The sequence below is a fragment of the Paenibacillus amylolyticus genome (assembly GCF_003719335.1).
GTDB lineage: Bacteria > Bacillota > Bacilli > Paenibacillales > Paenibacillaceae > Paenibacillus > Paenibacillus amylolyticus_D.
On record NZ_RIAS01000018.1, the window covers coordinates 102307 to 128598 of the forward strand.

34 protein-coding genes and 1 pseudogene are annotated in these 26292 nt (G+C 41.5%); all 35 read right to left on the minus strand.

The genetic code is table 11. The features are described from left to right. Positions 1–20: 20 nt before the first annotated feature. Entirely contained in the window at positions 21–644 is a 624-nt protein-coding gene (locus EC604_RS25040; RefSeq protein ID WP_123066750.1) for a Yip1 family protein, read from the minus strand. After that, positions 631–2070, minus strand: coding sequence for a gluconolactonase (locus EC604_RS25045; protein WP_123066751.1), 1440 nt, complete (start codon positions 2068–2070; stop codon positions 631–633). The genes EC604_RS25040 and EC604_RS25045 overlap by 14 nt, the downstream gene beginning before the upstream one ends. A 17-nt stretch (positions 2071–2087) precedes the next feature. Next, entirely contained in the window at positions 2088–2951 is an 864-nt protein-coding gene (locus EC604_RS25050) for a carbohydrate ABC transporter permease (RefSeq protein WP_123066752.1), read from the minus strand. Positions 2952–2954: 3 nt separating this feature from the next. After that, a complete protein-coding gene (locus EC604_RS25055) occupies positions 2955–3860 on the minus strand; it encodes a carbohydrate ABC transporter permease (protein WP_240037208.1) in 906 nt (301 codons plus the stop codon). Positions 3861–3932: 72 nt separating this feature from the next. Further along, on the minus strand, positions 3933–6806 hold the full coding sequence (locus tag EC604_RS25060; RefSeq protein ID WP_192895159.1) for an extracellular solute-binding protein: 2874 nt from the start codon (positions 6804–6806) through the stop codon (positions 3933–3935). Between the two features lie 147 nt (positions 6807–6953). Beyond that, positions 6954–8360 carry an ABC transporter substrate-binding protein gene (locus EC604_RS25065; RefSeq protein ID WP_161557036.1) on the minus strand — a complete coding sequence of 469 codons (1407 nt, stop codon included), beginning with the start codon at positions 8358–8360 and terminating at the stop codon, positions 6954–6956. A 34-nt stretch (positions 8361–8394) separates the two neighbouring features. Beyond that, a complete protein-coding gene (locus EC604_RS25070) occupies positions 8395–9786 on the minus strand; it encodes an extracellular solute-binding protein (RefSeq protein WP_123066754.1) in 1392 nt (463 codons plus the stop codon). A 404-nt stretch (positions 9787–10190) separates the two neighbouring features. Beyond that, positions 10191–11138, minus strand: coding sequence for an acetamidase/formamidase family protein (locus EC604_RS25075; protein ID WP_123066755.1), 948 nt, complete (start codon positions 11136–11138; stop codon positions 10191–10193). Beyond that, positions 11135–11623 (minus strand): DinB family protein, encoded by a 489-nt coding sequence (locus EC604_RS25080; protein ID WP_123066756.1) that lies wholly within the window; start codon positions 11621–11623, stop codon positions 11135–11137. Before EC604_RS25080 ends, EC604_RS25075 begins: the two co-directional genes overlap by 4 nt. A 37-nt stretch (positions 11624–11660) precedes the next feature. Further along, positions 11661–12128, minus strand: coding sequence for a DUF5662 family protein (locus tag EC604_RS25085; protein ID WP_345789283.1), 468 nt, complete (start codon positions 12126–12128; stop codon positions 11661–11663). Positions 12129–12154: 26 nt separating this feature from the next. Beyond that, the gene (locus EC604_RS25090) at positions 12155–12667 is read right to left on the minus strand and encodes a DUF6886 family protein (RefSeq protein ID WP_123066757.1); all 513 of its coding nucleotides are present in this window, start codon (positions 12665–12667) and stop codon (positions 12155–12157) included. A gap of 23 nt (positions 12668–12690) precedes the next feature. Continuing rightward, entirely contained in the window at positions 12691–13224 is a 534-nt protein-coding gene (locus EC604_RS25095; protein WP_123066758.1) for a hypothetical protein, read from the minus strand. A 55-nt stretch (positions 13225–13279) separates the two neighbouring features. After that, positions 13280–13867, minus strand: coding sequence for a hypothetical protein (locus EC604_RS30305; protein ID WP_205127953.1), 588 nt, complete (start codon positions 13865–13867; stop codon positions 13280–13282). A gap of 111 nt (positions 13868–13978) precedes the next feature. Continuing rightward, complete coding sequence (locus EC604_RS25105) at positions 13979–14497, minus strand: phosphotransferase-like protein (protein ID WP_123066759.1); 519 nt, start codon at positions 14495–14497, stop codon at positions 13979–13981. 104 nt (positions 14498–14601) lie between these two features. After that, complete coding sequence (locus EC604_RS25110; protein ID WP_123066760.1) at positions 14602–15303, minus strand: metallophosphoesterase family protein; 702 nt, start codon at positions 15301–15303, stop codon at positions 14602–14604. After that, the gene (locus tag EC604_RS25115) at positions 15300–15740 is read right to left on the minus strand and encodes a class I SAM-dependent methyltransferase (RefSeq protein ID WP_161557037.1); all 441 of its coding nucleotides are present in this window, start codon (positions 15738–15740) and stop codon (positions 15300–15302) included. Before EC604_RS25115 ends, EC604_RS25110 begins: the two co-directional genes overlap by 4 nt. Beyond that, positions 15718–15897: a hypothetical protein gene (locus tag EC604_RS25120; RefSeq protein ID WP_123066762.1), complete on the minus strand. Its 180-nt coding sequence runs from the start codon at positions 15895–15897 to the stop codon at positions 15718–15720. Before EC604_RS25120 ends, EC604_RS25115 begins: the two co-directional genes overlap by 23 nt. 56 nt (positions 15898–15953) lie before the next feature. Next, on the minus strand, positions 15954–16253 hold the full coding sequence (locus tag EC604_RS25125) for a hypothetical protein (RefSeq protein ID WP_123066763.1): 300 nt from the start codon (positions 16251–16253) through the stop codon (positions 15954–15956). Positions 16254–16410: 157 nt separating this feature from the next. Further along, positions 16411–16635 carry a hypothetical protein gene (locus EC604_RS29765; RefSeq protein WP_151458121.1) on the minus strand — a complete coding sequence of 75 codons (225 nt, stop codon included), beginning with the start codon at positions 16633–16635 and terminating at the stop codon, positions 16411–16413. A gap of 14 nt (positions 16636–16649) precedes the next feature. Next, complete coding sequence (locus EC604_RS25135) at positions 16650–17090, minus strand: GNAT family N-acetyltransferase (protein WP_123066765.1); 441 nt, start codon at positions 17088–17090, stop codon at positions 16650–16652. A 24-nt stretch (positions 17091–17114) separates the two neighbouring features. Continuing rightward, the gene (locus EC604_RS30645; protein WP_240037210.1) at positions 17115–17615 is read right to left on the minus strand and encodes a helicase; all 501 of its coding nucleotides are present in this window, start codon (positions 17613–17615) and stop codon (positions 17115–17117) included. 63 nt (positions 17616–17678) lie between these two features. Then, positions 17679–18185: pseudogene (locus EC604_RS30650) on the minus strand (YfiT family bacillithiol transferase); the annotation flags it as partial. A gap of 144 nt (positions 18186–18329) precedes the next feature. Continuing rightward, the gene (locus tag EC604_RS25145) at positions 18330–18617 is read right to left on the minus strand and encodes a hypothetical protein (RefSeq protein ID WP_123066767.1); all 288 of its coding nucleotides are present in this window, start codon (positions 18615–18617) and stop codon (positions 18330–18332) included. 16 nt (positions 18618–18633) lie between these two features. Further along, entirely contained in the window at positions 18634–19239 is a 606-nt protein-coding gene (locus EC604_RS25150) for an oxidoreductase (RefSeq protein WP_123066768.1), read from the minus strand. A gap of 257 nt (positions 19240–19496) precedes the next feature. Further along, complete coding sequence (locus EC604_RS25155; protein ID WP_123066769.1) at positions 19497–19946, minus strand: hypothetical protein; 450 nt, start codon at positions 19944–19946, stop codon at positions 19497–19499. A gap of 63 nt (positions 19947–20009) precedes the next feature. Continuing rightward, positions 20010–20465 (minus strand): hypothetical protein, encoded by a 456-nt coding sequence (locus tag EC604_RS25160; protein WP_123066770.1) that lies wholly within the window; start codon positions 20463–20465, stop codon positions 20010–20012. A gap of 88 nt (positions 20466–20553) precedes the next feature. Further along, positions 20554–20928, minus strand: coding sequence for a hypothetical protein (locus EC604_RS25165; RefSeq protein ID WP_161557038.1), 375 nt, complete (start codon positions 20926–20928; stop codon positions 20554–20556). 42 nt (positions 20929–20970) lie between these two features. Further along, a complete protein-coding gene (locus EC604_RS25170) occupies positions 20971–21390 on the minus strand; it encodes a GTP pyrophosphokinase (protein WP_345789284.1) in 420 nt (139 codons plus the stop codon). 17 nt (positions 21391–21407) lie between these two features. Continuing rightward, complete coding sequence (locus EC604_RS25175; RefSeq protein ID WP_123066772.1) at positions 21408–21737, minus strand: low molecular weight protein tyrosine phosphatase family protein; 330 nt, start codon at positions 21735–21737, stop codon at positions 21408–21410. 70 nt (positions 21738–21807) lie between these two features. Next, positions 21808–22305 carry a DinB family protein gene (locus EC604_RS25180; protein ID WP_123066773.1) on the minus strand — a complete coding sequence of 166 codons (498 nt, stop codon included), beginning with the start codon at positions 22303–22305 and terminating at the stop codon, positions 21808–21810. A 547-nt stretch (positions 22306–22852) separates the two neighbouring features. Next, complete coding sequence (locus tag EC604_RS25190) at positions 22853–23785, minus strand: aminoglycoside phosphotransferase family protein (RefSeq protein WP_123066775.1); 933 nt, start codon at positions 23783–23785, stop codon at positions 22853–22855. Positions 23786–24069: 284 nt separating this feature from the next. Next, positions 24070–24558: an NUDIX hydrolase gene (locus EC604_RS25195; protein WP_123066776.1), complete on the minus strand. Its 489-nt coding sequence runs from the start codon at positions 24556–24558 to the stop codon at positions 24070–24072. Between the two features lie 66 nt (positions 24559–24624). Next, positions 24625–25053, minus strand: a complete 429-nt coding sequence (locus EC604_RS25200) for a GNAT family N-acetyltransferase (protein WP_123066777.1) — start codon at positions 25051–25053, stop codon at positions 24625–24627. A 13-nt stretch (positions 25054–25066) separates the two neighbouring features. Then, positions 25067–25534, minus strand: a complete 468-nt coding sequence (locus EC604_RS25205; protein WP_123066778.1) for a GNAT family N-acetyltransferase — start codon at positions 25532–25534, stop codon at positions 25067–25069. A gap of 133 nt (positions 25535–25667) precedes the next feature. Continuing rightward, positions 25668–26201 carry a phosphotransferase gene (locus EC604_RS30655; RefSeq protein ID WP_240037195.1) on the minus strand — a complete coding sequence of 178 codons (534 nt, stop codon included), beginning with the start codon at positions 26199–26201 and terminating at the stop codon, positions 25668–25670. Between the last annotated feature and the right edge of the window lie 91 nt (positions 26202–26292).

The window sequence follows — 26292 nt, forward strand, 5'->3', positions numbered from 1 at the left end:
CAGGCACCTCCTTTCTTCTCCTATTCGCGCAGTGTAATCTCCTGAAAGAGGGTATAACCAAAACTGATAATTTGCTGGATCAGGCTAAAGAAAAGCAAGCCCAGAAAGATTACAACACCCATCACAACCAGCGTAAGCAACATCGTCATCATTGTTTTCATGACTGAATACTGATGTACCGTCTTGGTTCCGATAAAAAGCAGCCACACAAACCAGATGACACCGAACGAATCAAGCAAGTAATAAAAAGAAGATTCACGCAGCGTGATCACATTACTCAGCAAAATATTAGGAATGTTGACCAGAATAAGCGGAAGCATCGCATATCCTGTGGCAATCAAGATGTCTTTGAACTTGCCTTCCCCGTCCATCAGCGTGGTCAGCGACCAATTGGAAATACACCAGAGCAGAAAAGGAAGCACGATGTACTTGAACTCGTTAATACTGTTAAGTGAAAGTGGATAGTTATCATTGACAACATACCCGGCAAACTGTCGCTTCAAGATCATCGTTACCGTGACAGCCAGAAGCACGAGCAATGCAACGCGCAATCTGCCTTTGTTTTCATATTTCAAATCCCAGTATCCGTCAAAAGGGCGTACCGCAACATGCAGAGAGTATTTGAGTTCCTTAATTAGCGACATCTCTGACCCCCCTCTCATTCCTTGTTCTGACGATCCGGCGCCAGACGATGACGCTGATTAACAATGCAATTGCTACAGTCATGTACATCCCGAAATATTCACGCATGTATTCTCTCCGATACTTCGCTAAAGCTTTGGAATAGTATTCGCGATCGTTTCCCAGCTTCAGGTAGGTCATTGCATCTTTGTATTTTCCTTCTCGAAGCATTGATTTACCGATCCCGATATAGGCCATCTCGTAGTTGGCATCAAGACGCAGTACCTCTTGCCACAATTTTGCCGCTTCCGTATGTTTGCCTGAACTGTACAAGCGGTTTGCTTCATTAACCAGGCTTCCAAACGTTGTTGCCTTGAACTCCGTAATCCGACCGAGATCTCGATCCAGTACGTAGATGGCGTCCCCATAGCTTTCGATGGCGACCGGATTTTTAAATGTACCGATCTGGTTGCCAAGCTGACCTATGACATAGAGCAGATTACCGTCCTCGTTATACGTGAACACCCGTCCTCTTGTTGAATCCAGCGCACGATAGACACCGTTACTGGACACCTTGATATCCACGAAGGAAGAGCGATTGAAGGTCAAGTCTCCGACCGGTGCAAATTCACCGTTGACCCGAAGTACGTCAATACCGGACGGATTCAATCTTTTGACGGAAGAAAGCGAGTTTTTGTCCGCTGTTGTGGTGTAGATAAAACCGCCATCATCGATGTCCGCGTTGTTGAACTCCAGCGGGATAAACCGAACCATTTTCTCACGTTGTTCCTTGGTAGATACGGTTTTCCAGAACAGGTCGACCGGATCAAATTGCACACGATTGGTACCCATAAATCCTGTGAAACGTCCGTCACTGTCAAACTCGATCAGTCCTTCGAAGACACCACGGCCAACCACATAGATCCGTCCAGCTTTGTCCACGATAACCTTGCGAGGAAAGTATTCAAAGTTATCACTAAGCACATCCGACTCTGGTGCACCGATGGCACGCACAAAAGTACCATCTTGATTCAACTCTACGATCCGTCTGTTTTCGGTATCCGCAACGTAGATCTGACCTGCTTCCGTCACGAAGATCCCCTCAGGATTGTTAAAACTGTCCTTTTTACCGTCATGTTTAAAATCTTGAATGACCCGAACCGCTTCCCATTTCTCGTTTAAGACAACGATCCGTCCATTGCCTGAATCCAGAATATAGAGCAAGCCATCTTTCGCAGCATATATATCCAGCGGAGACTGCCATGCTCCTGTTCCGGCCTCATCCCCTGTGATTACTCTGGAGGGAAGAAACGCAATCGGTGACTTCACCGAATCTCCCCAATAGTTGTAGGTATATCCCTCATACGGTGCCGCATGAGCCTGGTTATGTCCTAGTCCGGCAATCAGCAGGGAAGCTGCCAGAACGATTAGCCATGATTTCAATCTCATCTGTAACACCCTCTCCCTTAATCCTTCATGCCGGATGAAGCCATCGTTTGAATGACATTGCTCTGCGACAATACAAACGTCACGATCGGCACCGTCATCATGATGACCGCTACTGCAGCTCCTACCCCTGCCCGGGCAATTCCTCCTTGCACAATCTGTCCCATGGCATAGTGCATCGTTTTGAGTTGCTCACTGTAGATGAAGCTGCCGCCATCCGTTCCCCATAACATCTGCATCATCAGGATCAACAGCGTTAACCAAGCCGGTTTAACGAGTGGCATAACGACCTGGAAGAAAATCCGGTATTCGCTCGCACCATCCATTTTCGCCGCCTCAAGCAATGCATCCGGGATCTGCTCCATAAACTGCTTCATCAGATACAAGCCGAGTGGATAAGCAAAGGCCGGGATAATAATCGCTTGATATGAGTCGAGCCACCCCAGGGTCGACATGATCATGTAGTTCGGGATCGCTGTGACATGCGGCGAGAACATCAGCGACAATACGATGACTGTAAACAGCACCTTGTGTCCGCGAAATTTATGTTTCGCCAGCGGATATGCCGCCGCCGAGGCCAGAATGATATGACCGAACGTACCCGCCGCGGTAATAAACACGGTATTAAAAATGTATCTGGAAAAGGGAACCCATGAATTTTTCATCACCTGAAACAAATCCGAGAAATTTTCGAACGTCGGATTGCGAACAAACAGGGTTGGCGGGAAAATGAACAGCTCATCCAGCGGTTTAAACGCATTATTGATGACATAGATGAGCGGAACCGCCATAAATGCGCCAAATCCGCCAAGTAGCAGGAACAGCAGGATGTCGACCTGCCAGGATCGGTTAATTTTTCGTTTCATACGCAGGGCTATTTTCATCTGCTATTCCCCCACTCTCTTCAGAAGCTTTTGTACAAGGAGGTTGGAACCCAGCATCAGACCGAACAACACCGTTGCAATGGCAGACGCATAACCCATTTCGAAGCGGATCGTTCCATAATCCATCAAGTGAGTGACGATCGTATGCGCACCATACTGCACACTTGGGAAACCGGCCAGCGCCGTAGCGACTTCGGCAACCGCCAAAGATGCTGTAATCTGAATGACCGCACCAAACATCAGCTGAGGCCGCATCGAAGGCAGCGTAATGTACCATAGTTCCTGCCAGCGATTTTGTACCCCATCGATTGCTCCTGCTTCATACAGCGTACGATCCACGGTTTGCAAACCGGCAATGAACGCGAGGAAACTGGTTCCCAAGCTGAGCCACAGCTGCACAAGCATGATGATTGCCAGCATATATTTCGGATCTTGTAGCCACAGGATCGGCTCATAAAGAATGCCTGTTTTCATCAAGAAACCATTCATAATGCCGTACGAATCTCCCGAGAAAATAATTTGCCAAATAAAGAACACATTTCCCGAAATTGAAGGTGCAAAAAAGATCAGGGTCATAAAGGCTCTCACCTTGGGATTCAACTCATTGATCAGCCATGCGAATACAAAACAAGCGATGTAACTGATTGGGCCGGTGACCACCGAGAAAATAATTGTATTTTTGAGACCGATCAAGAACACATCATCATTCCAAAGCAGCTTGGAGTAATTCTCCCAGCCGACCCATTGCGGAAACTCCAGCATATTGAAGTTGGTAAAGCTGAAGAAAATGGATATGATGACGGGAAACACTGTAAATAGTAAAAACAACAACATATACGGAGATAATAGAACATAAAGATGTTTATCCCGCTTCATATCTCTGACAAAGAGTTCCCATTTCCCCGGCATGCCGGCAGGCGTGCGCTTGGGCTGAGAACCGGTTTTGTTCACCATTTCTGTCTTTTGCAAAAGAGTCCCTCCCTAGCGCATTCCGTCCAATTTAAACTCTTTTCGTTTCTGCTGAATTTCGTAGTTAATTTCCTGCACATAATCGTAGATGGCATCCGTGGAATTGGTACCGTTATTCACGACCTCACGCAAGGCATTGTCCAGATGGCGACCTGTAAAGTAACCTCCAGGAACCTCCGGAACACCCTGCACCCACTCCCACTGTTCTTCCAAACTGCGGTAATCGCGGATTGGCCAAGGCAACTCCTGTAATGCTTCGATGTTGGCTGTCGGATATCGCGCCGCAGCTCCCATCAGACCTTCCATTTCCCGTCCGAATCGAACCTGCGCATCCTTACTAACCCACCATTTCATGAATTCCCATGCGGCATCCTTATGTTTGGATTGTTTCAGCATGACTGTCGCCGTGCCACCACTAGCCACATCCCGTTTGATGCTTCCGTCCTTCTGCTTGATTCCTGGAACCGGAATGAACTCCCATAGTCCTTTAATCTCTGGCGCAGATACAGACAAATAGTTGTAGAAAGTGTAATCCATAATGCCCACTGGCATTTCACCTGTTCTAAAACGCATCGGGAAATCAAACGTTAGTGGAAGCTTATAGCTGGTATAAAAATCCGTCCATTCTTTGAATGCTTCCAGTCCCGTTTCCGTATCCATACCACTTTTCGCACCATGGTCTAGATAGAATGAACCGCCCATTTGATAGAGCAGCATCGCATAGGCCCGGTTCACTTCGAGTACCGGTACACCCGTAGTTTGAGCAAGCGGCAGTGCCATTTCCATGTTGTGCTTCTGCAGCACCGGGATCATGGCATACACATCCTCCCACGTCTGCGGCGGCTCCAAATCAAGCTGTTCCAATATATCTTTCCGGTAAAATAACATGTTGAAGATTTGCTGTTCCGGCAGCGCAAATACTTGATCCTCAAATTGATAAGGAACCATGGCACTGGCCCTGAACTGTTTAATCAACTCGTGATACCCCGGATACGTCGACAGATCCTCTGCCGCATGCCGCATCCCGAAGTTAACCGGCACATCATTGCCTACTTGCATCGCCACATCCGGCCCTTCTCCTGCAAGCGACGCACGAAGCAACACGTCGGCATTGACCAGCTTGAGATTGACGCTAATGCCTGTCAGCGGCGTAAACGTATCATCAATCATCGCTTTTAATACCTGCGCCTGGTCGCGGCCTGTACCAATCCAGACGGTAACGGATTTATCTTCATCCGCTGTGCTACCGATGGTGTCGTAATCTTCGAAGAAAGAATGGAAGAAAGACGAAACCTCATGCCCTGCTTTGCGGAAGGCCGAATCATTTGCTTTTGGCAACTTCTCATTAGGAGAAGCTAAGAGCAGATAGTCAATTTCCAGCGGTTGCTCCCGTACTTCCAGCAGCCAAGAACCGACACTTCCGACGTTAATTTTGAATTGAGACAATCGCTTCTGAACCGTTTCCGGTTTGTCGGCAAGATCAGCCAGTTGATAAGCTGTTTTATTCAAAATCGCGGTTTTATCACTCTTTTCTCCTGTTAGACGAATTAGTTCTTCAGAGACCGCATTCAAAATGTCACTTTGCTTATGAAAAACATCCACCATATCTGGAATTTGCTTCTCTAATTGATAATCGCGATACGGGTCAGGCACATTGCCTGTGATCATCAGAATTTTTCGATACATCGCATTGATCTCAAGCACACTGGCTTCAACCTGACGGATCAAAGGCGCAATGGCTCCAAGACTGACCTCAAGCCGCAAATCATGTTTTCCTTTGGTTAAATAAAATAAATACGGCTCTTCTTCGTTACCAAGCACATGCATCTGCCAATCCGAATCATAGAAGAATGGAACCTGCATCATCTCTTTGAATGGCGTTTGGTTATCAATCTGCAGCGAGCGCGTGGAGTAAATGCCTCTCAGCAATTCCTGTCTGCCTTTGATCGCAATTTTATATAAGCCATCCTCCGGTACATCCATTTCCCATGCAATCCATTGCCCCGGTACTCGCCAGTTGTTTCCACCAATGGTGTTCATTCTGATTTTAGAAACATCATACGGTTCTGTTGATGTGCTGGATCGATCTGTAATCGGATACAATGTCGGTGATGATTTGTATGCGGCCTGCTCCCCTTGAACTTTGATCAAGTGCCCGCTGGTTTCCGCGTATCCCTTCGATTCGTACTCCTGCTTCAGTTCAGCATAGGAAGGCGGTTCTTCGTAATGATGCAGCTTGATCGAATCAATAACCATAGGTTCCCGGGTCGATACAAGCTTTATGGAGTGTTTCCCTGCTGAAAAATAAAACTGGTACGGCTCTTCATAATAGCCTTCTTTATCTCTCAGGATGGACTCCTGCCACATCGGTGCTTCGATCTGACGCGGACGCAGGTCATTGCCTCTGTTGTCCTGCTCAATTTCGGATTTTTCATTGACCCAAACCCGATGAAAGCTCATGTTGCGTGCACTGTTGAAAGGGATCTCTCCATCAATCCATAACTCACGTTCGATGGCAGAGCTCTTTCCTTGAATCGGGTAATAGCGCAACGTCATGTGATACATGCCGGATTCCGGAACATCTACATCCCATTGCACGGAACCACTTTCCTCAGTTCGTATAAACTTGCCCGTTTCGCCGCCGAGTTCCGTGATCATCTCCGGTTTCATTCCTTCAGCAGCTGTGTAATCTGCTCCCTGAATGACAATTTCACTGGAAGGCCGCTTCTCGTTCTGGTATTGCTGCAGATAATAATCATAGCTACCCTCCGCAGCAGACTCCGATATCGGCATCACACGGCTCGGATCTGATGTTCGATTTCCGGTTTTCGAACTACCGCTTGCACCGGAACTGAATATCGCATACACCACGACGAGCATTACCATGACGACAACAATCGTCACTCGGGATAATGTGAATTTCACCCAATGCCCCTCCTTTAACTGACTCTGGTAAACGTAATGAGATGGACGGCCCACAAATTTGTTTCCCGGCTAACCGAGAACAGCAATGAGGCCGTCAACTTATATCCATTATTTTTTCTTGTCTTGCTCTCCGCTTAATACTTTTTTCGCTGCAGCTTGAGCTGGTGCAATAACTTGTGCAATACCTGTGGAAGGTGTAATTTCACCTTTAACAAATTTCTCGGTTACGCTGTCCAATTGCTCTTTGATGCCCAGACCGCCAAAGCGTCCGCCAAACAAGCGTTGTACCTTACCATCATCATTCATCGCATTCGCGATTGAAGTTTCATCCGGTAAAATATTTTCAAGAGACAGTCTGCGGTTATCCTGCCAGTTATCAAAGTCTTGCAGATCTTCCCAGATCTTGACGATCACATCTGCATCCTTTACACCTTTCGGAATAACATAAGCTGCCGTCTGACCGAATGGTTCATAATAAGACTTCGCTTTAGGACCCTTCGGCATATAAACATATCCCCACTCATCCTTCAGCTTATCTACAATCCGGCCTTCAACCTCCCAGAGTCCACCGGGATACATTGCAATCGTGCCTTCTCCGAAATATTTGGCTGGATCTTCCCAGTCGTTGCCCCCGTTGGCTTTGATCACTTTATGCTCGGTGTACAGGCTATGCAGGAAGTTAAGCGCTTCCATAGCTTCGGGAGAATTAAACGTCACTTTGCCTGACTGCTCATCGTATAATTTGCCGCCGTTGCTCGCAATTAGCATTTCTGAAAGCACATAATGTGCTCCAGCGAGACCGTATTGATCCATTTTACCGTCGCCATTGCGATCAACGGTTAGCTTTTTGGCTGCATCCAGCATCGTATTCCAGTTCCAGTTATCCTCATCCATTAACTGCTGTGGGTCTTTCAATCCCGCTTCCTTGAAAATCCGTTTGTTATAGAACAAGCCGCTGTCATTCGGTGAATACCAGCTTTCGAGACCATACACCTTGTCTCCACCAAAGCGCATCGAGTCCACAACATCCTTCTCTACTCGAGTGTCTTTGAGATAATCATCCAGCGGGGTCAGGAATCCGCCCTGCATTAGTCCCCAGATGAAACCATCTGGAATACGGACAATTTCCGCAAAAGGTTCGTTCGCAAGCACGGAGGAAGACAGTTTTTCAGAAGTAGACCAGTATTCGGTGTTCAAATACTTTATTTTCACGTTATACTTTTCTTCCACCATTTTGATCCGCTCACGTGCCAGTTCATCTGACTCTGAATCCCCTTTGGGAGTGGCGTCCCACCAGTGAGATATGCGAATGACCCGTCCGTTCAAATCAGGAGCTGGCACAGCCTCTTCCTTCTCTTCTTCCTTGGCAGGTGTGGTGTTCGTCTCCGTCTCAGCTGGTTTAGTCGCAACAGGTTCGGCTGGTTTGTCATTAGAACCACTACATGCAGACAAAAGCATAATCAAAGCGGCAAACAAAACGATGAACATGATTTGGTTAGAAATCAATTTTTTCAACATGGGTTGCCTCCCTTAAGTAAATGATTTTACTTCACTTGCTTTTTTCGCCCTTCAGTACTTTCTGAATTCCTGCCTGTGCAGGTCCGATGACCTGAGCAACACCTGTAGATGGAGTCACTTCACCTTTCACAAACTTTTCGGTTACACTGCCGAGAGCTTCCTTAACACCTAATCCTCCAGCACGAGCACCGTATACACGTTCAACCTGACCATTGTCATTCATCGCGTTAGCAATTGAAGCTTCGTCAGGCAAAATGTTTTCTAACCACAGACGGTGATTATCCTGCCAGTTGTCAAAGTCCTGAAGCTCTTCCCAAATTTTCACGATGATATCGGCATCCTTCACACCCTTGGGAATAACAAAACTTTCTGTACTGTTGACTGTATCCAGATACGTTTTTGCTTTTGGACCTTTAGGCATGTAAACATAACCCCAGTCGTCTTTTAACTTATCCAGAATACGACCTTCTACTTCCCATAATCCGCCAGGGTACATCGCAATGCTGCCTTCTGAGAAAAACTTGGATGGATCTTCCCAATCATTACCGGCGTTAACCTTCACAACTTTGTGGTCGTTGTACAGACTATACAAAAAGTTAAGCGCTTCCAAAGATTCGGGTGAATCAAACGCTGCCTTCTGCGTTGCCTCGTCATACATCTTGCCGCCGTTACTTCCAATCAGCATTTCATGAAGTACGTAATACGCGCCCGACAGGCCATACTGATCCATCTTGCCGTCACCGTTTTTATCCACGGTTAGCTTCTTGGCCGCATCCAGCATCGTATCCCAGTTCCAGTTATCCTCCTCCAGCAATTGCTGCGGGTCTTTCAAACCAGCTTCCTTGAATATTCGTTTGTTGTAAAACATTCCGCTGTCATTCGGGGTATACCAACCCGTCAGCCCGTATACTTTATCACTGCCGAATCGCATCGAATCGATGACATCGGGCTTGATCTGTGTATCCTTCAGATAATCATCCAATGGTGTGAGGAATCCCCCCTGCATGAGACCCCAAATATTGCCGTCAGGCACACGTACAATCTCTGCAAAAGGTTCATTTGCCATCACGGATGAAGAAATTTTCTCGGACGTTGCTCCGTAATCTGTATTCAAATAGGAAATTTTAACGTTGTATTTCTCTTCTACATTTTTGATACGTTCACGAGCGCGTTCATCTGCCTCCGAATCTCCTTTGGGAGATGCATCCCACCAGTTCGATATACGGATTGCTCTGCCGTTCAAATCTACCTTAGGCTCCTGTTTTTCCTCTACAGGTTCGACTGCCGCTTCTTTGTTTTTATCCGCTGGTGGCTGAGTCGCCGTGTCAGATGGTGTACCTCCACCACTGCAACCAGCAATAATGGTTACCAGTAAGGTGAATATCACCAACAGGCTGAACCTCTTCTTTCTCACAAACTTCATCTTTCACACGCTCCCCCTCAAAGTTAGATAAAGATGAATCAAGCTTGCAGCATGCTTGGATGACTTCCTCGAATGACTTAACTCATCACAAGGCTGTCACGGATGGGAACTTGAAAACCTGCCTTCCCCCTGCAACAGAAAGCGCTTACTAAGTTGTCAGGAGATAATGAAACGGATTTCATGAAACCCATTTCATTATAGTATCATGAAAAGCTTTGGGTCAATACATATTCTGTTATTATTTAGAATATTTTGATCACCACTATTTCATTCCGCACAATTTCAGGAAAACATAACACTTAAAGGGGATAAATCTTCAAAACCCTCTAACATCAGACTAAATGACATCGTAGAGGGCTTCATATAATCTGGTTTAGCAGAATGCAAATTTTTCAGAGTTGCCGCTAGTTTGAATCACTTATAAAAGCATCGTGGGGCAAAAAGGCATGCACGCCTTTCACACCATTCACAATTTGCGTGATACGCAGATCAATCACTGCGCTTCCCAGCGCAATCGCTTCTACCCGCTCCAGGCCATATAACTCGCCCATCAGGCCCAACATGCCATCCAACGCTTGAACCGTTGCTTCATTCAAGTCCTCATCAAAACCAAAGGTAATCCATCCAGAAGGCGTATGCGCACGTGGATTGGTCAGCTTTATATCATCTGTGACATTCACTGTGATATCTACAAGCTCCATGGCACATTCAATCGCCTGACAGCTGACTTCCCCATCCCCTTGCCGTGCATGACCATCACCAATCGCCAGATAACCCCCATCTACAGGAACAGGCAGATATAACTTACTTCCCTGTACTAGTTCCTTGCAGTCGATGTTCCCTCCACAATATCGCGGCGGCCATGTCGTATGAATCCCTCCTGATTCTGGCGGCATGCCCACGACACCCATGAATGGATTTAAGGATACGCTGTATGACTTGTCCCGTACCTCACAAGAGCCACTCATCGCATGTCGATCAAGTGTCCAATTTAGAGACAGTTCTTCGACCTCTGTTAGATGCAATTTCTGATTCTGCCAGTTGGGATATCCACCCGCGGAAGTAAACCCGTAACTGCCTGGTATAATCTCATTGAAAATGATCTCGAGTGTCTTTCCCTGCTTCGCCTCTTCAATATAGATTGGGCCGATTAAGGCGTGCCCTCCATCTTTTTCACCTTGTCGTGGAAAAGGTTTGATCCGTTTCGCATAACTTACTCCCGTGCCCCAACCTGCGTCCAGCGTCTGAAAACGTATGGAATCACCTGACTTGATCTTTAAAATCGGCGTAACCACATTGGAGAATGAACCAATCAGATTTTCCTGAGCCAATGTAATCGTATGAATACTCACAACAATCCCTCCCCGGCCAGATATTGTTTTAACGGCTCCATATGATGCTGGTCATGCCATATAAAATCTTTAAGGTATTGGGGAATGTAAAATACATTATCTTTGTTCTCTGGATCCACATATCGTTGATAAAGCTGTTCCTCCGATAACCCTCGAATATCATTCATAATTTTGTGACGGTAAGTGATCGCCTTGTCGACAATTTCGGACGGCTCTGTGCGGTTCCCGTACTCCACAGCTTTGCGATTAAACTCATCAAAATCCAGAAGCTTCAACGTAATCTGCTGATTCAGGGCAATCTTCTCAATCGCTTCCTTGTAAAAATATCGATCCCATAACATCATATGGCTTACGATGGATTTGATCGTCCACTTTCCTTTTTCTAGACTGGAATTCCAGGTCTTTTCTTCGAGACGACTCAACGTTTTGACAAATAGCGTCCATTCTTCAAAAGCTTGAAGCAAATGTTCCATTTCTTTATTCACAACAAATTTCCCCCTTCTCTTTGTAGAAGATGAATCATCACGATTCGCCCTTTCTAGTAAGCAACTGTTCAAGCGATTCTCTCGTCTTTGGATGCAAAATAATATCTTCCGAGTTCATCATACGTTCTGCCAGATTGGAATCTTTGACTCTACGACCCCATTTTCTCGTAAAAGTTCTCCAGTCACATACCATCTCTATAATATATTTTTGCGGCATAGGCAGAGCTTCTTTTGTATTTCTGTTCACGATCCAATACTCCCAATGATGTTTATTATGATTCTGATGATGAAGCCATGCCTTCTTCCACCTTAGTTCTGTGACTTCATCTTTACGGTCCGAATAGAACTTGATTGCATAAGGGAAAAATTCGTGAGGACAAAATTTCGTTAAATCATGAAATATCCCTTGTAAATATAACCCTTCATGCCAGCACTCAATGAAAACGTTCAACTTATGTTCAGTTACATATAAGAAATACCTCCAATAGGCAGAAAGCATGGTCATCCCCCCAGCTGGCTATTCCCCGCCCTCTACAATGGTTTAGCATGATTGAAACGATGTATTCCGAATTGTTGGAAGTCTGACTGTAACACAGCATCTCTCAGAGGATATAGATTTGTCGTGAATCGCAACTCAACCCCTCTGGCCAAAAGCCTCTCTAGCAGATGATCTATTTTCTCTATGTAACTTGGTGTAACCACCTGATCAGAAATATAGTACCCTGCGGTTTCATCAAAAAGTTTAAACGACGCTGCATCCAGATGATACCGATACAACGTTTGTTGCATGATCCTGGAGTACCACTCGTTCTCAACCGTTACAATGAGGTCTGCATTTGAGTGTTTAAAAAACAACTCATGATGCTCATCACTAATGTCGTTCGTTCTTCGAATAACAATGCGAGGACAATCTCTCGGAAAGTAATAACTGAATTCATGTTGCTCATCAATCGCCCAGACAACCGCCGGAAACTCAGGCCGATTCTGCTTCGCTCTTGGTATAAAGATATGAATATCAGATTCTTCACTGAAATGATATAGCATTTGATACACCTCTGTTCGTGAAGTTAAGTCTCAAGCAGTGTGTTCAATCCTTTTCTAATCCCATACGTTAAAATGTCGTTCGCTAACAAGCTCTTAATCAGATCCTGATTCACATACTCATTGCTTGTTTGCAAATAATCTAAAATCAAATCCGCTTTCTCATGTCTACCCATCATCTGATAAGCAACGTACCACACTTCAGGACTTGAAACATGCATTCCGTGCCATTTTACATTTCGAATAGGCGATATAGGTAACTCCAGTCGTCTTCCATCTACATCAAAAGCAAATCCGCCAATGACATCCACATTTAACGGCCCAATTTCCATTCTATATTTACTTGCAAAAGTTTTGTCGCCGCTTTCCTTCTCGATCCACTCATATCCAGCAATCGCTTCTATAAATTTGAATTTTGAGCAATCGACCATCAGATCCCAATCGTTCACGGAATCAACCAAGCCAAGAAAACACAACATCGCACTTCCACCCAGTGAATATGCAATATGATTCGCTTCTAAACGTTTGACTAACGGTAAAATCTCTTGAGGATTCATCATTATGTGTCCCACTCCTAACGCTCATTTTATATCAATCATTCGTATCTAAATTACATTAATATAAAATCTCAATCTGGTTGTATACGTTCAGCGGCTCCTGATCAATCAACACATTCGGGTCTTTCTGCTCGGTAAGTAACATATTCAATATATTTAACTCGTAGTACCATTCTCCGGTATCCTGATAGATATGCCTTCCGTTGTACAACACTCTTCCATATTCGTTCGAAGTCAATCCAAATGCTCGCTCTATTAAAGGGCGATATCGTTTGTCATATCGGACAGGTTTTCCACATTCTGGGGAGTAAGTGAAGGTTACATCATATCCGGTAGTATCGAATTCCTTATTATCAATCACAATACATCCCAATTTGCAATTTTTTGCAGTAGGTTTCAGAATAACGCTCTTATCTTGAATCTTCTCAAAACCTCTCTTGTTCTGCAAAATGACCAGCCTGTGGTAAGGCAGACCATAGGATGTGTCGTAACTGAACAGTGTATCCGGTAAACGGAAGGCTTTCTCCATATCATTTCGTGCAGTCGTAAAAGGGGCTCCTCTTACTTCCTTTTCCCATCGCAACGTAATATATTGAAGAAGCAATCTTTCTTTTTTCGAGCGCTCTTTATGTTTGGCAATTTGCATTTCTGTTCGCCCTCTCTGCTTGTCGTACTGAAATAGTCAAGAAGCTGGAACATCGTACTTTAGACGTCCCAGCTTCATTTCTTATCTCTTCGTTTCATACTATAGAAGATACTATTCACTTTTAAATAACTTGTTTATAATCATCTCGGCACATTCTTCAGGCGTACGCAGACTTGTATCTACCGAGTATGTGTACTGAATGTCGGACGCCATCATACGATGTTGCTCTTCAGACTGGTCTTCTCTGCGGTCTCCCCGCTCAATGTTACGCTGACGACAGATATCAAGGGGACAGTATAGCTCCACCATCTCCAGCGGGTATCCTTCGAAAATTATTTTCACTTGTTCATAATGCGGTGCAAGCTCCGGTCTCTCCACCAAGATCCCATCGATCAGCACATGCTTGCCATGGTCTGAGAATACCTTAGCCGTGTGATACATCATGATGATGGCTTCACTTAGGTACTTCCAATAATCAGTCTGCAGATGTTTATCACCGATCGTATTTTCAAATAAATCATTCGCCACTACGTAGAAAAACGGATCATCGTAAGATTGCATCGCCTCGACTATAGACGTTTTCCCCGAACTCGTTACACCATTCAAAAATATAATTCTGCCTCTATCCATTATGATATCTTCCTTTGCTAAAGTATGAATTTATAAATATTTTACAGCTTCTACTAAAACTCATTCCAACGATCATTCATTCAAGCGAGACCGTTCACAACACTTTACACATGCTCTACCAAGTAAGTCCCATTCTGATAAACTAAACAATTAAGCTGCATTCCAAAGGCACATCCACCATCAATGCCGATCTTGTCTTCAGCAAACCAAACAGCTGCTGATCCATGAATGTCTATTGTTTTTGTGTGTCCGAAGATAACTTTTTTGTGTAGATCTTCGAATGCATTATGGATAAATTTATCTTTAATGTACATAAAATCATACTCCGGTTGTTGCTTCCATTCACTGTAATCTGGATTCAATCCAGCATGAACATAAATATGGTTTTCATCCTCATAGAATAAAGGTAGGTTGCTCAAGAAATTAATATGACGACTATAATTCAACTTTATAATTTTCCTTGCCGTTTCTAAGTCTTCACTTGAATCTTGATCGTTCAGTCGACAGTAACTTTCAAGCGTTTGAAGTCCTCCATGTTCCATAAACTTTGATTGAATAGAGGAGGTCCCCTCATATATGAGATCAGCAAATCTTTGGTCATGATTTCCTCTTAATGCGATGGCGTGATGTTCTTGTACTAATTCCATGACCTTATCAACGACTTCTCTACTATTAGCACCTCGATCTACGTAATCTCCCAGCAGGATCAACTGATCATATTTTGAATTGTAGTCTACGTTAAGTAACAATTGATTAAACTCATCAATACAACCATGAATATCACTAATCATGAGAGTTCGATTCATACACCCTCCTCCTTTTTGATTTTCATGCAATAAAAACTGACATTTGAAAATCGATTATATTCTCCTATATGTATTAACTCAAACTTCAATTCAGGCAATAGTTCGAATAGATTTTCTTTTTTGTGGTATCTATCAGAATCCATATACATGAATTGAGCATTCGGTTTTAACACCTCTGATATTTTCTGCAAACCTTTCCGGTATGCGCCTGTCTCTTGAAGAGCAGAACCAATCATGGTGACCAGATCATAATGATCCTGAGGTAATTCACATGTTAAAAAGTCTTCACATATAACAGCAGAGGCATTAGGATGGCCTTCCTTTGTTTGTCGGTATTTGAATATGTCACATATATCCTTGTTAATATCAATACTTGTTAAACAACCCGCACCATTCAACAAGTAACCGATATAATCATCCCAATACTCCAATGCCAACGTTAAGCGCATTCATGCCACTGAACACGTCAAAGTATTTTGCTAAAAAATCTCTGGTCTCCAATTCCAAATACAAACTTGCAGGCGAGAGATTCCACTGATATGCTTCCGTCTCCTTCATACGTAAATAAAAATCCAAGAGACTTCGATCTTCCATTCCGATCACCCACCTGAAAATTAGTATAATTAACTTCAGCGTACGATTACCTGATATTATTTATATTTATCCTCAAACTCTTTGTTTCTCTTTTTCATTTCGGTAATCGAATGTTGAAAGAAAGCGATGTGACGAATGAAGTAAATTGCTCCCACCAGGATGCAGATTCCTCCCACCCAGTAGTTCAGATCCAAATTCATCTCATAGTTAATCGGGCTGTAACTTCCTGCTCCTGCGGACTGAAACGCGGCATATCCCAATTTTGGTATGACCTGTTCAATCGTTTTAGTAAGTATGACTATACTGATTCCTACAATAATTATAATGAACGAAAATATTTGGGGGAGTTGCTTCAACTTAGGTAATCTCCTTTCCAGATAAATCTCGGATTGTTTCGTAACTCTTCAACGATTTCAGACACTTATTCTCGGCTGTAAGTGTTGCGTATAGAGTTTATTTTGTTCTTTTAAATCTGAGCACGCTTCAAATTCCTCCAACAAAACCAAACTGCGCTCACCCATCTGTGCATCCGTGGGTCTCCATTGATCCCTGGCTATCAGGGTGGGTCGATCTACCAACTTTACATAACCATGGTTCACCTCGTCCATTCACTGGAATATGACTGATTGCGTCTCCCGAAATGTATGCACTTTTACTTAAAGCCTGAACAAGCTGTTGCGATGTTGTCGATTTTCCTACCCCAGCCGGCCCCGAGATCACATATACTGTTCGGCTCATGTTGTGCTCACCTTCTATTTATACATCTGGATATACCACATATGGAATCCTAATTCTTCGTAAAATGACGCCGTATCTTTCCATCTTCGATTGGATGATCCAACCAAAGCCCTCTCAATCTGGTGCTCACTTGCTTTATCGATTAAACACTTAATGAGTTCTTTGCCGATTCCTTTACTCCGATGTTCAGGATGGATATACACCTCATGAATTTCCAAATAACTATCAGCAATGACCGGCTCTGCGTTTCCGCACCTAATCTCTCCAAAGGCATAACCCATAACCACACCCCGCAACTCCACAATATAAAAGTAATCATTCATCTTCTTTTCTAATTTTTCTGGGGTCCAGGCTACATTCTCATAGCCTACTGTAATGTCTTCCTTTTGCCAGAGCATTGAGAGTTCAATAATGTGCGTAAGATCTTTCTTTTGCCCCTTTCGGTAATGGTACATATGCAACTCTCCTATCAAACACAGTCAAGTTCTACAAAAGATAATACGGTCGTGAGGGTTCCACACATGCAGATCATCCGCAATGTAACCTCGTAACCACAACTCGTCTTCTATATTTCTGAGATAAAAGCCTTTTGGAAAATGATCATCCTCATGAAGAGGTTCAGAGGCTATTGTGAGTGAACCCGATGGTGCTTGGTTTCCTTTTTCAGGGCTTGATGTGCATGTCTCAGGTTGATCCAAATGCTGAATTCTAAGAAAGGGACCCAAATCAACCGGACATAATTGTAAACCGAGAGTATCTGCCATTTGAAAGAGTTGCAAGGTTGTAGCCCCATCCGAAAACCCTAGATTTCTAACTGATAACTCGACCGTCTCTAGGCGCCTCTTGGTAGGAGAAATGACAAATTTCTCATCATCAAACAGTTTATTTCCGTATTCATTCATTCGAATTGAACACTGCTGTAATTTATGTTTAAGCTGCGGTTTGCTTACTCCTCCAACTTCGACGACTCTTATTTCCATGGGACAATGAGGGTAAATTCCTTCTTGGTTAAGCACTCCTATTTCTGTGACACTTTTCAGAGATTTAATCTGAGCAACATGATGCTGTCCATGCCAGACCAATCGTTGAATGGCGACATCCAGCGAAATGGTACCTAATACCTCTGTTCGCAGTTTCCGATTGAATTGCTCCGATTGTAAGCCGCGTAGCAGCGTGAGAAATCGTTTGTGCAGTATTTCAAGCAACTGTATGGAATCTTCCAATGGCAAATCTTTATACTCCTGTAACGATGCCCACAAATCCTCGCGATACGAGCTTGCGAGCGGTTCCTCTTCAGTTAATGCTCTTTTGAATCTTATGTACGCGTTCATATCATTGTCTGCAAGATGGTGTACAATCTGTGTGATCGTCCATCCACCTCTACGATAAGGAGTACGAAGCTCCTCATCCTTAAGATCTTGTACACTCTCTCTCAAGGTCTTCGCAATCTCGGGAATTTGATCCAATATGTGTTTACGATCCTCATCAGTAAATTCAAAATGGGGCTCAAAGCGTCCGATCGGAAAACGAATCTTTTCATCTAAATTCATCTTAAGCACCGCTCCATTCGTCTACTACAGGATCAAATCATATCCAATATAACCCACAATGTTCCATTTGCGAAGTGAAAAATAAAAAAAGAAGCAGCCTTGTTCTAACGGCTAGCTTCAATGACTTCGTTTTATATAGTAAAATCAGGCATAGTACCCTCCTTCTTTTAGATACGTGTCCGTTTTTACGTAATGTTTATAGATCTTACTGAATGCCCGGTTTGCTTTGTGTTGATGTTCTCCATCACTTAAACACGGCTTGGTTACCCTAACAACTTCTTTTATATCTGTATCCATGCTCATTTCACCTGAGAGCAGGCGTCCTAAATTCAATTCAAACCGCCCTTCTAATTTCTCAGAGCAGTCTCCGTAAGCATATATTGCAATATCGTCATTGATACAAATCAATTTAAAATCGATACAAAATGCCATTCATTCGCCCCTCCGTTTACAAATTATACTCCATTTTCATTCTCTCATATAATTTGAAGTCAGGATGTTGGTTTATACGCTCTGTAACTAACTCTTTCCATTTATCCTCAATCCACTTAGGGCTCTGATCTTTCAGAACATCCTCGTTAAATTGACTATCGATATACTCTAGATCCTTTTTGAGAATACCTATGTCATTAACCAGTTTATTCCTGGAATCCAGATCAAGCGAGAACTGATTTGAAGCAATGTCACCCATTAAATCTACTTTTGCATATGCATAAAAATCTCTGAAGGTATTATAAATAAGGTAACTTGATGCTTGCCCCTCTTCCTGAAAATCCGAATCTAGAAAGGTAAATGCTTCTTCGCCTACTTTCAATGACACTATTAAATCTCCTAATGAACGAATGATCTGTTCCTTTGGGGATTTATCCTTTAACGTTTTTATGACAACATCCAGATTATTAATGGATTCTTTTATTCCAATTTGAAGACCATGATTTAATTTTAGATTGTAATTATGCTGTTGAACTTCCTTATATTCTTTCAATTGAAAGTTATAAAACAAACTTATAATCAGACCAACCGTTAATACAATGATTCCAATATTTTTCTTCATTTTCTCTCCTTATGACCATGTAAAATTGAATTCGAGTTAAACTGTCACATCTTTTGTTCTGTACTCTTTTTTTCTCCCTCCTAATCCCAACTGTAATTAATATAACCCAACTTGTTCCATTTCTGAACCCATAAATAATAAAAAGTAGTACAGTGATTGACTGGACTACTTCATTCCAAAAGAATCATCGACCCATTGATAACGCTCCCAAGATTACCCTCCGCTCAATTTGGAAATCTAATAGGTTACAATCGCCACTATTTTTCATTTATTTCATACCAAATTTTATAGCCCTCAATGTTTGATTCTGAATGGTCACTAGCGTTGGATGTTTTGAAATATCTCGCATAATAAGCATGTTCAATTGTTTTCTTATCCTTGTCCGTATTCATATCCAGATAAATTTTGGATATTTCCAGTCCCCATTTAACGCTGCGAGCAATCTCATTCATGTTATCCATTGTTGTAAATCTCTCGATTTCTGTAAGAATTGCTTCCAGTTCTTCTTTACTCGGTTCTTTGCTCATGTCTATTCTGCAAGAGAGATTTGGGCGGGTAAACGTAAAATGAACTCTTTCAATCGACGGAAAAATTTCCTTCAGCTCTTTTGTTAATTCTTTGGTTGAATCGGTATTGATCTTATGTGTAGTGCTGCAACCAGTTATAAGTAGAAGGATACCTATCAATATAACAATTAATTTACTCATCCTGAACTCCAATTATCGAGTATTTGTATATGTTACTCTGAGCAGCGTAGCTTCCAGTATCTATTACATATCCTGCTCATACCTCATGGCTACATCAATAAGTGATCTATCCAATGTTTTTGATATCCTTCCAAATGATTGTGAATTAATTCCTTCAATCAAAGGAGAATAGAATACGATCACATTGATCTCTTCATTAGCCACATCTAATCCCTTAGCTTTGAAAAACCTTGCTGAATATTTATTTTCAAATCGATCTGCCGAATATATTTCTTCTCCTATAACCTCACTCACTTCAATGGATACCCTGAGATATTCTTCAAATTCAATTCGATCATTCATTAACTTCCATTTGAATAAGGTAATCTCTTGACCATCAGGTCTTAAATAGGCATGACATCCTGTGCCATCCGCATGAAATTCTAACTGTGTATCTTCAAATGCATCATAAAAAAAGGCTTCAGAAGACCACACTCCTATAAGATCATCAATATAAAAAAACTGCACTGGCTCAGTCATATGACATACCTCATTTTATTGATTTGGCCTTATGCATTAATCACGGCTAAATCTTTGTTCGCCATGACTCTCAATTGTTCATCGTATTTCAATGTTGCCACGTCATCCATATTGATTCATCGTGAGAATCTATCAACGGAATTGTATAAGTTCCTGGCTGAGTATACTTTATCGCTATTTTCAGATGTTTTATATCTTTTTGATTTATTGGAGTTATCGCACCGTTAAATACCAGTAAATCACAACTTGATTCATCTTCTCTCGCAAAATAGATAATGTCGTGAGTACACATAGCGTGCTGAAATAAACTCGCTAATAAAAACATTTCAGAACAGTCCTTAGCATCTACTAACAGTAGATGACCCAGCTCTTCTCTTACTTTGATATTTATATCCTTCTGTCTTAAGGCTACTGCTGTGAAAACAGAACTTTGGAATTTTATCTGTATTCTACGAATTGTCATCGTCTGGGACATAACGTACCTCTTTTTAGTTTCTTTCACATGTTATTCACGCTCTAATCTTTCCAATGCCTTTCTATATTTCTCAAGTCTATGAACGTCTTCCTCCGTCGGATTCTTTATTCTTGATATATCCATATTCTCTTTAATATCAGCGATTTTCACATTTCTCGCAACTCGATTCGTTGTTGTCTTCTCAATAAATTCTTCGTAACTATCCTCTGTTGATCTCGTCAACAACTGAATGGCTGTTAAAATTTCTTCCGAAAATCCCAACCCTCTTAACTCTTCAATTGTGACTTCTGAATCTTCAATGACATCATGGAGAACAGCCACAATCTTCTCTTCCATACTTTCCACTCTGTTCATAACAGCTAAGGGATGTAAAATATACGGGTGCCCACCTTTATCAAGCTGCCCTTTATGAGCTTGTAACGCGACAGATATAGCCAATTCAATGTCCAAAATAATCAACTCCTTATTTAGATAGGCACTTCAATATATTCAGATACTCTTGCTTTCAACATTTCTATTAATTCTTCGTCCATAAATTGATAATCATCTGGAATATCCAGACAGATTAAACGTTTATCTTTTAGAATTGTTGAAAATTTATCCTTCAATCTTCTCGCATGTTTCTTCTCCATAACAAAAATTAATTCTGACCATCCAATGTGCCCTTCCGTAACCTTGATTCTTGCTCCCGTTTCGGTTCCTGCCGACCTTACTTCATATCCATTGTATCCTTCAAAAATTTTCTCAGCAGTTAAGCTACGCCATTTATTCCGGCTGCAAATAAACAGTAATTTGATGTCATCTCACCTATCCTTTTTACCCAACCGTTAAATCCATATGAAGAAGATACGAGTTTCTCGTTGTTTATTATTCTCGATAATTTTTATTTCCAGCTCGAATTTGTTTCTTTAATAACATAATTTGTCCAATATGATATGCGCTATGAATACTTAGATTAGATACAACTCCCCACCAAGGAGCATTAAAATATTCTGGAAGTTGCTTTGTTAGTTTAGATTCATCTGTTTCTTCTAAAACAACTCTCCAACTGATAAAAACATTCTCAAGTCTATTTAATGTTTCCTTCCAGCCAGCATCGTTCAATTGATCTTCATTCAAAGCAAAAGTTTCATCATTGTTGATCCCATGATTTAACACAAATTCTCCTGCCTTATAACGCTCAAGCCATTTCTCATTCCAATAAATAAGATGATTCACGATGGACCAAATGGTTTGTTTATTGTCATCCTCAGTCAGTGCTTCTTCCATTGTTACGTCTTCCAATATGTCCTCAAGCGGAATAAACCAGCTCTTATCGTTATAACATGCCGATATTTGATCTATTAAAATGGATTTATAAGTCATCAGTTAACCCTCTTCTCTTCATTCATTTTAGGTGTTAAGTTTTTCTGGAGAGGTTTCAAAATAGAGATTTATAATAATTCTTCTGTATTCACGAGGCAGGAGCCGACCTTTCTCCAAGTTCATTCTCATAATAGTTACGTAGTACAGTCTCACACATAGTAAACCAATGAATATAACTCTCAATCATATTTTTTATCGTTTCGAACTGGAGATCAATAGATAAATATATTCGTACTTCTTCTAATTCCTCACCTTTCATAATATTCTTAAAAATCTGTATAGGAATACTAAAAGCGTAGCATTTGTATCGTTCATCACTTTCTTCTACTATTTCAAGTAAATTATCAACTATCATGTAAACACACCTCAATGAAATTTATTGAGTTAACATCAGTGATAAAATAAAAACCGTTTTCGGTATTTCGTATAAGGTTCCTGTATTTGCGGCTCAGTAATCTTGATTGTCCAGCAAATGCGAAGCAAGAACGAATGTCCTCAACATAAATATTACGTTATATCCCTTCACTAAAGTCGTTTCATCTCTTATCTAGGATACAGTCATGTTTATATACTTATTTAATTCATCCAGCATTATCTTATCATCCTTCCACTTGGATAAAAACCATGACATATATCGTAACCCCAAGTATCTGGACGTAATTGTATAATTCAGCTTGAATTTATCCTCTGATAGATTTATTCCCCTCGAATTCAGCAAGATTCTGTAGTTCTCGGCTTGAGAAAACGCTCTGTATCTAAGCGCTACATCAAAGTATAAGGAACCATAATGTGCTTCTTCCCAATCAATGAAATACACCTTTCTATTTTTGTAAACTAATGTATTACCCGGATGTAGATCGTTATGTATAAGGGTATGTGAACTTTCATCCTTGAGAACTTTATCCATGTCTTTAACTATATGGTCCGCAGTCTTATCAATCTCTGGAATAAGATCACCAAAATGACTTATAAAATCCGGATCTGATTTTGCATTGTTCCAATTCGGTCCCCATTTCTCGTTGAGTACGGATTGAATATATTCTGAATCAAGCAATGGAAGCCATTTCAATTTATAATATTTTTTAAAGTTGAACGCATGTATATCTGCCAGAGCAGCTTGTTCATTTTTTTGAAGCAGTTCGATATCTAAATTATTGTAATCTGTTTCATAATCTACATCCTGCATGCAAAGATATTCTCGGCTGTTACTTGTCATATTTAATGTAAAACTAAATGGAACATTTGCTGATTGATCATTAAGATAATTTAATGTACGCCTTTCAATGAGTGACGCTTTCTTTGAAATAAGATTGATACTCCAATCATGAATATCATTTCTAAGTAATATTTCATGTCTTTTAAGTTCTACAGCTGAGGTACCGTAAGCCAGGTCAAAATCTTTAATACTCAATATTTCAGCATTAGGCGATACGAAACGATCAATTGTATTCAGCATTGTGTTTCTAAGTTCTGTATTCATTAATCCTCCTTGAATAGAACTCAAATATATTGCTATGATTGCATATAACGCCTTTGTATCTATAAACCTCGACAGACTTAAGCCACAGCGCGCCGAGCTGATGAACTTAGCCACACAGGATAGTCTGCAAGAATCATTTCTTTGAACTCCCTCTTGCAGACCAAGGGCAAGACCCGCAATAAGATACGATGCTATATTAAAATGTCAGCGCCTTTTTTGATATACTAAGTTAAATACTTCCTTTTCCCATCGTTCATAAATCTAAACAAGATGTGCTTTAGAAATTATAGATGCCTTTGAACTTTTACATTACATTCTGTCGTGGTCGGGGTAATATACTCAATATAATTCACCGATCCACTATAATTTAAATAGGCTTCGTAACGCGTTCGAATGGCTGGCAGAGTAATAAAATCCAAAACCCTGTCCTTTGAAACCCAACGACAATCACTTGTTTCTTCAGAAGTACTTAACTCTCCTCCCTCAGCTTTACATACAAAATCAAACATAACCTTCGTAGGAACATCAGTCACTCCGTCATACCACTTATGTACTCCCGTGCTGGATACAATGTTAATTAAATGACTTACTGTCACATCTATTCCACTTTCCTCCTTGATTTCACGGATCACACCATCAATCAGATTTTCCCCAACCTCAGTAATACCACCAGGATATACCCATCCATCATCATGAGCTTTTACCAAAAGTATATTTCCGTTTCCGTCCTCTACAATTCCACCCGCTGATACGATATGTGTTGGAAATCCCATTTTACAACCTCCTATTGACCAGTTATATTTCCTTATGTTTGTTCCTGTGTACTTTCACAATCTACTTTATGGTTTTTCCCTTAAAAAATCAGGCATTCGCCCCATGTATTTATCATTGTCTTTTACAAATTGATATTCTTCGTATAATCCATGAGCATCCTTCGTTCTGAGAATACCAGATAAATTCTTATACTTATCCGACGTCGTTATACTTTCGATTAATTTCTTTCCTATACCTCTGCCGCGATAATCCTCATCTATATATACATCACATAAATAATAAACCGTCTCATAGTCAGTAACTAACCTCGCGAAGCCGACTTGCCTATTGTCTTGATATACACCAACACATTCTGATGATTGGAATGATCTTATAATCTTTTCTTTAGGTCTTTTACTAGCCCAGTAACTTCTTGATAAGAAGCCACATATAGTTTCATAATCTAATAAAGATTTGTCATCAGAAATAAGAAATTCATTAAACTCAATATGCATTTTGGTCCACCCTTCATTTGGATTTCTGATCTGTATCAATTACATAAATTTTTGACTCCCTATTCCAAGAGTGATACCCATTACATAAATGAAGCCAGCCATACCTCTCATAATAATCAATATGATCTGTACATAAATACAATTTACTGAATCCTAATTTATAAGCTTCGTGTCTTGCATGCGCCATCATGACTGACCCAAGATTTTTCCCTCGTTCCTTTTCATTAATATATAGATTTGATAAGTACGGCCATAAATCTTGTCGACTCACAAAATCATTATTCATTAACGAGTAACTACCAATGATTTCATCTCCATTTATCATAAAATACCATCGAGGTAATGGACTTGTTGTTGTCATACTGGAAGTTATACATTCCTCGAATATTCTTCTATGTAATCCCCATCTTTTCACAACATACTCGATAGCTTCTTTTAGAAGATTTGAATGATCTCTCAAGTCAATGATTTGATATTCCATGAGTTCCCCCAAATCATGTTTTAATTTACGGTCCGTTTCTATATTCGCGGCTCAGCGTATGCCGAGTGTCCAGCGAATGCAAAGCCAAGGACGTATTCCCGCAAGCGTGATTATTATGTTATAGGATGTCAGCCTATTTCGAATAATTCCTCGAAACATCCTCATCATTCAGCCAGTTTTCTAGCATAACAGTCATTTTTTGATATTCTTCAAGTGCACTAAGGGTGTGTATCACTTGTTCGGTTCCCATCTCTTGTTCAATAACATCTACACATTCAATCCACAATGAAAGCTTAAGGCTGTATTCTAACCAGTTCAGTTTGCTTAAATAGCCCAGTTCCAACACAGCTTTCCAATCTGCTTCTAGATTTCCATAAAGCTGCCGATATCCGCTTAAGAAGGCTTTGAACTTGCTTTTGTTTAGTTGGCCCAACTCATCGATCGACCAATAAATTGCCGTTTCTATGAGATCATGTTTGGGATTGATTTCTCCAGCCGACTCCCAATCAATAATTATGGGTTTATTTTGGTCCCACATGACATTCTTAGGGTCCAGATCTCGATGACTACATACTTGTTCGGCCTCAAAGCTTGACTGATCGGTTAATTTGTTCGGTCCAGAATGACAGCTGCTTGATACTACTAGATAACTGGTTTGTCCAAACACCCCCTCCCCGCTACACCTTTACGTAGATAAAACTCCCAGGGAATTTGCTTTTCGCCTTTAGGAGTGCTTGGAATACGGTCGACCTGCGCAA